Source organism: Spirochaetota bacterium (genome assembly GCA_034190085.1).
Lineage (GTDB): Bacteria > Spirochaetota > UBA4802 > UBA4802 > JAFGDQ01 > JAXHTS01.
The window spans coordinates 99,576-106,169 of record JAXHTS010000058.1; the positions used below are offsets into that span (position 1 = coordinate 99,576).

Here is a 6,594-nt window from a genome sequence, read left to right on the forward strand (position 1 = left end):
GATAAGGCGCTTGATGAAGCGAGTGTTGCTATTCCTTGCGATGTGAGTCGCAAGGAATCATCGGTTTACCTAAAGTAAAGATTCATCAAAATTTGCTAAATTCTAGGTTCTTGAGTACCTCTATAATTATTAGAATGGCTCTGCAGATGAGATCTGGTGCAATCGATAGTTATATTGATTTATTTTTTTTCTATTGGAGTAATATTATTGAAAATAATACTGCCTCATTATTAATTATTATTTCAATAATATTTTTTATTTTTCACTTTTTTATTCAAAAAAGCTTTTGAATCCCTTGGGTATATGCCGCAATCGAATATTTTTTTCAGTACATCTCTAAATTTCAATTTATCCATTTTCTAATATTAGGTCGAAAATAAAATACTTAATCTACTAAAGAAGAAATGATGTATTTCTCAATAAGTGGTTCAATATCACGCGGCTTTGGGACTATTTTAGATACTATTGCTACTACAAGATCCTTTTCCGGAATACAAGAGATAAGATTTCCTCCTGAACCCACCGCTGTGTAGGCAGATGTGCTGCCCTCTCCCTTAAGCCACCAAAGATAGCCGTATTTGTTTGAATTCATAGCTGTTGACTCATCAATCCATTTTTGAGAAATAATCTGTTTATTGTCCCAGATACCGCGGTTTAGATATAGAAATCCGAAACGTGTCATGTCCCTGGGAGTTAGTGTCAATCCCCAACCCCCCGTGTTATTGCCATCAGGATCATTTATCCATCCGGTTACGTCTTTTCCAAAAACATCATCCAATCCAAATGATTTCATATTCTGCTCTGGGATTTCTCTCATTCCAATATGCCGAAATAAAAATTCATTTGCAAACTCACGGGCACACATGCCTGTTGTACGTGTGATAATAGCTGAAAGGAGATGAACCCCAACACTGCTATACTGGAATCTTCCAAGCTGTCCCTTTTCTCCTAACAGGTTAAGGATATACATTACCCAGTCACGTTGCCTTCGTAGTCTGTTCAGGGGTTCGTATCCCATTGATCCTGTTGTTTTCCATGCTAACGGGGCTGTCATAGTGAGAAGGTGTCTTATGGTTAGTATGCGTTTTTGTATATCATCTTCACCTTGAATATATTCAGGAAAAAAATCCAATATTTTCTGATCTATGCTTTTAATGTATTCTGAGTCTATAGCAATACCGATTAGGGCAGAGATGATACTTTTAGTAACAGAAGCGATATTATGTGTATCATATGGATTATAGCCGTTATAATATCTTTCAAAGGCAATATACCCCTTCCTCATTACTACTATGCCATTAATATTTTTATACTGAGTTCTTATAGTGTATTCAATATCTTGATATTTTTTCGGATCCATATCTAGGAATGCCGGCTCTGCAGTCTGCCACTCCAGGGTAGGCCAGTAGTCTCTTTTTATTCCTGGTTCATTATTATTTAAGATTTAAATACCTCCCTATAATAGATTTTGAATTTGTTTTCAGTGACTGAGGCATGCCCTCAGCAATAATCCTACCTCCTTCTGTTCCTCCCCCAGGACCTAGTTCAACAATCCAGTCACAGACAGATAAGACTACTGGGTCATGCTCAATAACAATTACAGAATTTCCCTTTGCTACAAGTTCGTCTAATAGTAGTATAAGCTTGGTAGTGTCATATAGACTAAGACCTGTTGTAGGTTCATCCAGCACATAAAGTATATTACCTCGCCGTCGTCTGCCGATCTCTTTAGCGAGTTTGATCCTTTGCGCTTCGCCTCCGCTAAGGGTAGGAGCAGGTTGACCTAGTTCTATGTATTCCATGCCTATACGTTCCAATACGAATAATGTTGAGATAATTCCCTGGTTATCTTCAAAAAATGTAATAGCTTCTGATACATGCATTTCAAGGATTTGGGAGATGTTTTTATCTTTGTATCGAATTGATAAAGCTTCATCATTATACCTCTTCCCATGACATTTCCTACATGTATTGTATATATTTAAATTACCACCCAACCATATCCTTTCACGACCGCTACCACCACACACAGAACAGGCGCCTTTAGAGTTGAATGAAAAATGACCTGATGATAATTGCTTGCAAATAGCTTCCGGTTGTCTGGCAAACAGTTTGCGTATTTTATCCCAGATGCCAATATAGGATACAGGATTGGAGTTCATATGTCTGCCAATAGGGGCTTGTGATACTTCCGCGTATCCTGTTATATGCTCCAATCCCTCCATTTTGTCCGCTACTGTCTCAATCGGTGCTGATTCAGCAACATCATCAATTTCGGTTTCATCAATCTTTGTTTCGCCATTCGACCTCTGATTACGAAAGTATTCTTTAAGTAGGGGAACTAGGGTATTGGATATTAGCGAACTCTTCCCGCTTCCGGACACACCTGCAATTCCTACAAGCGCACCTAATGGGATTGATACAGTCACATTCTTAAGATTATTCGTTTTGCCATTGCGGATAGTCAAGCATGGCCTTGCCTTATCAAACGCAATTTTGTTATGTGTTTGCTTATCAATTTTGATATTTTGAGTAATAGTTCTATTTGGCATTGCGGCTTTTCCTGATAAATAATTGCCTGTTATAGATTCATCGCATTGAAGCAATCCAGCCAAATCACCCTGATAAACCACCAGGCCACCTCTTATGCCAGCTCCTGGTCCTATATCAATTATATGTTCCGCCATTTTTATTGTATTCCTGTCATGCTCTACAACAATAACTGTGTTACCCAATTCCTTAAGGGCATTTATCGATTGTAAGAGTTCGGCCTTCTCAGATTCATGCAGTCCTATCGTTGGTTCGTCCAATATATATATCAGGGAATCCATCTTTGATTCAAGATGAGAATTGAGAAAGAGCCGCTGTATTTCTCCACCACTTAGCGTTGGTATCTCTCTGTAAAGGGAAAGATGCCCCAGCCGGATCTTTGTCAAATGACAGATTTTATGCCGTATTTCTTTAAGCAGGTTTATTCCGAATGGCTTTAATGTCTTCTGCTTTAATAAGACTTCAACAAAATCCTGTGTCTCAGCAATCGTCATCTTCCCTATCTCTCCAATATGCCTGCCATTTAAATGCACTCTGCGCGCTTCTTCTCCAATCCGGAATCCTTGGCACTCTGCGCATAGAGATATTGTGTATAGACCCTTTAAATCTTCACCCTTGGAAAGACGAGCTTGGAAAAATCTTGTTAGGCAAAAGCTGCGTTTTTGATAGTTACTATTTACATGATGGCCGTAGAGTATTTCTTCCTTCACTTCATCGGGGATTTGTATGAATTGCATTTTCATATATTTCCAAAATTTCCTGTATAGCAGCTTCTCATAACCGGGTGATAGTCCAACTCTATCAAAAATCTGTTGAAGGGTCGTGCTATTATTCGGAACCAGTTTTTTTATATTAATATCATAGTACGCTCCACGTCCGGAGCACCTCATACACATTCCATTTGCAGAATTATATGAAAAATAATTAGATTCAAGACGTTCTTCCGAATTCCCACATTTCTCACAGTTCAAGTCATCGTCAACAGGCGTTGCGCATGAGGAACAGGAGATTTGCCCTTCCCCCGCATAGAGTACTGCAAGCATATTTAGTAAATTGGTCCTCGAACCTACGGTTGAACGTGGATTGCTTTGACGGATAATACTCTGCTGCACTGCTATTGCAGGGCTTATGCCTGATAGGTTATCGAACTTGTCCTCGTTATCAATTCCTGAAAACATACCTAAGGATTGCAGGTATTGCCTGCGTCCTTCCTCGAAAATGATATCGAACACTAAGCTGGATTTGCCAGATCCACTAACACCTGTTACTATGACTAATTTGTTTTTAGGGATGGAGATATTAATTCCCTTAAGGTTGTGGATACGCGCGCCTGTTATTGTTATATTTTTCATGAATCTATCTGAAGAAATAATAATTGATTAAGACTTTTACATTCTTATCCAGGTCATTGTAAATTAGCTGATACAATAACGATCCACTAATCTTGCATTGTTATGTACATTTTGCGACCAGCATTTCAGTGGCGCCCTTTTGAAATTCATACTCAACTGGAACCAATGAAATATCAATACCGCTATCCCTTAATGAGGTTATTACATGATCAATATGTTGCGATTTTTTGTTGTTGCCAATGGATAGGAGTGGATATACTCGTACTTCCTTAGACACACGGCACAACTCTTTCATTGACATGAGATGTTGATCTTGGTCTATATGCTCGCTATACAGAAACAAATAATGCGAACACAAGGCCAAGTCGAACTCAACATCTTCAAAGGGTAATGTCGGCAATGAGGCGTTTATGTATCTTTTCTCTTTACGGCCTTGTTCATAGTCATTTAAGAATATACTCATTGCCTTCATTCTAATTTTTCCCAGTTCCTCTACATCGCTTATATTTGTCCAAACATAATCCTCCTTGTTCTTTAAAACTTGATCCATTATTTGAGGGTATACCTCGTCAATTCTTGAGCGGATTTGTTCAGCATTAAACTGATATATTGGATCAACGGATATGACATTGCCTCCCTCTTTTGATAATTGTGCGTTGAAACAAGCCGGACCATCGCCACAACCGAGTATCTTTATTTGAAGATCACTATGAGATAACGAAAACATCTCCCTGTATTCGCTCAATGACCTTCCCCAAGGTACTATTTCTGATAATTTCATAATGCTCTATATTCAGTCCCTAAATCCTTGTATGCATAATTATTTATTATCTGGTTCTGGATATCACTTATATCTGCAAGTTCAACGGCGAACTTCAATGAGTTCTGTTCCAACATGGTTATATCTGCAACCATTAAAATATTACTCAGCAAAATCCCTTTCTATTGTTCACTGGATGCAGAATGCCGCTTTTTTTGAAAGAAGAATATAGCTTCTCATCGTTTCAGTCATTTATATTGAGATCTCAAGGACTTACGGGAATAGTTAAAAAACAATTTCGCAGGAAAGTAATAACATGATAACCGCAATCTGTATTTGATTATTTCCTTATATCAGGCATCAGCATATGAAATATCTGATTTAATTTCATCGTAAGCGGACTTATAAACGTGACGAACCTGTCAAAATCCTTAGAGTCTGTTTCATAGTAGGTATTTACCTCGATTCCCAATCCGAGATAAACCGGATCATGGTCATTGCATATAGCTTTTGCTGTTTGTATATATTTTCCCTTCGCAAATTCGTTTGTCCAGTTATTGGAATTTATCATGTGAACAATTCGTGTTTTTGTGTCAGCGGGACTTCCTGCGGAATCATTTATGTTGTATATTACGCTATATGATCCGACTTTATTTGTGTCTACAGGATCGTCGCTAATGATCTGGGCAGAGATGTCCCCGTCTTCCCTGTCAAATTCTGCTGCTCCGGGATCAAAGTAATTCGCCCCAATACTGATATCAATATTCTCAGAGCCAGTAATTGTAATTACAGGCTTTTTATTTTCAGTTCCAATATCAGAAGGATTGGATGATTTGTTATTTGAACATCCGGATATTGTTAATAATATGAAAAAATAATATATATAATCGCATGCTAGGCTCCGTTTGTTTGTCTCTAAAATAATTAACTGTTAAAACTATTCAATAATAATTTAATACTGTATCCTATCTTTGACGTCAATAAGCCGATTGCATTTTATTTTAATTTTACTGCTTACAAGAAACGGGAATGTCCCATTGAATGTTGTAAATTAGGTGGCGTCTCCAAGCCCATTATTAGATAATGGGCCAATAAGAAATATAATTTAAAGGCGATACCCACGGTGTATAACAATAAAAAGGGGTAATTAAAGATCAAGTTAGTATTATTGATATTGAAGAAGATGTATTAAACAAAGAGATAGAGGATTCTTTATTTAATCAGATAATATCATTAGGTATAAGATCTTTCCCAGACAAATTATCAGGTCGATTCTGGGAAGTATCAATGGAGGTAAAGATAAAGGAACTCACACAATATCTCAGGGGCCGGGTGCACTATTTTGGTATAGCTGTAACCTGCCAGACATCAGTGGATCTTGACCAATGGATTCGTCGACGTTTTCGAATGTGCTTTTGGAAGCAATGGCGCAGACCACGCACGAAAGTACGGAATCTGATTAAACTTGGAGTCTCAACTAAATTAGCGGTTAGTTGCGGTATTACAAGCAAGGGATATTGGCATAGTGCAAAGACAGAAGGAATTCAAATTGCATATAGTAATAACTGGTTGAAAGAACAGGGTTTGATATCTCTGAGAGATATCTGGATTTCGCTTCGCTAGGGTTAACGAAACGCCCAGTGCGGACCCGCTTGCTTGGGTGTTGTGGGAGCTGAGGGGGAGAACCCCTCGGCTACCCGATTAGGCCATTTTCCCCGCAGTGATTGTCTTCAAAGAACCAAGCACTGTCTTCTTTCACAGCTTCTTTTCACAGTCGCGCCTATTGCCCAGGTAACGCTTGAAGGCCGTGTATGCTTTGCAACTCAACTGAGAATTTTTCCTGTATGAGAGATTGCCCACCAGACTGATCAGCGGCTGGCGGCGATCCCACAGGTTGCCCCAAACTCGGCGTAGTATGCGCGGCATGGAATA

General features: G+C 38.6%; 5 protein-coding genes. 1 reads left to right on the top strand and 4 read right to left on the bottom strand.

What is annotated here, in order from left to right:
* Positions 1-385 precede the first annotated feature (385 nt).
* From SVZ03_11950 to SVZ03_11965, 4 genes are all read right to left on the bottom strand, one after another.
* The gene (locus SVZ03_11950; GenBank protein MDY6934916.1) at positions 386-1,420 is read right to left on the bottom strand and encodes a serine hydrolase; all 1,035 of its coding nucleotides are present in this window, start codon (positions 1,418-1,420) and stop codon (positions 386-388) included.
* A gap of 13 nt (positions 1,421-1,433) precedes the next feature.
* Entirely contained in the window at positions 1,434-3,902 is a 2,469-nt protein-coding gene (locus tag SVZ03_11955) for an excinuclease ABC subunit UvrA (protein ID MDY6934917.1), read from the bottom strand.
* Positions 3,903-4,002: 100 nt separating this feature from the next.
* Complete coding sequence (locus tag SVZ03_11960; GenBank protein MDY6934918.1) at positions 4,003-4,683, bottom strand: class I SAM-dependent methyltransferase; 681 nt, start codon at positions 4,681-4,683, stop codon at positions 4,003-4,005.
* Between the two features lie 319 nt (positions 4,684-5,002).
* Positions 5,003-5,233 carry a hypothetical protein gene (locus tag SVZ03_11965; GenBank protein ID MDY6934919.1) on the bottom strand — a complete coding sequence of 77 codons (231 nt, stop codon included), beginning with the start codon at positions 5,231-5,233 and terminating at the stop codon, positions 5,003-5,005.
* 716 nt (positions 5,234-5,949) lie between these two features.
* On the opposite strand from SVZ03_11965, the gene SVZ03_11970 reads away from it, so the two are divergent.
* On the top strand, positions 5,950-6,285 hold the full coding sequence (locus tag SVZ03_11970; protein MDY6934920.1) for a group II intron maturase-specific domain-containing protein: 336 nt from the start codon (positions 5,950-5,952) through the stop codon (positions 6,283-6,285).
* Positions 6,286-6,594: the final 309 nt, after the last annotated feature.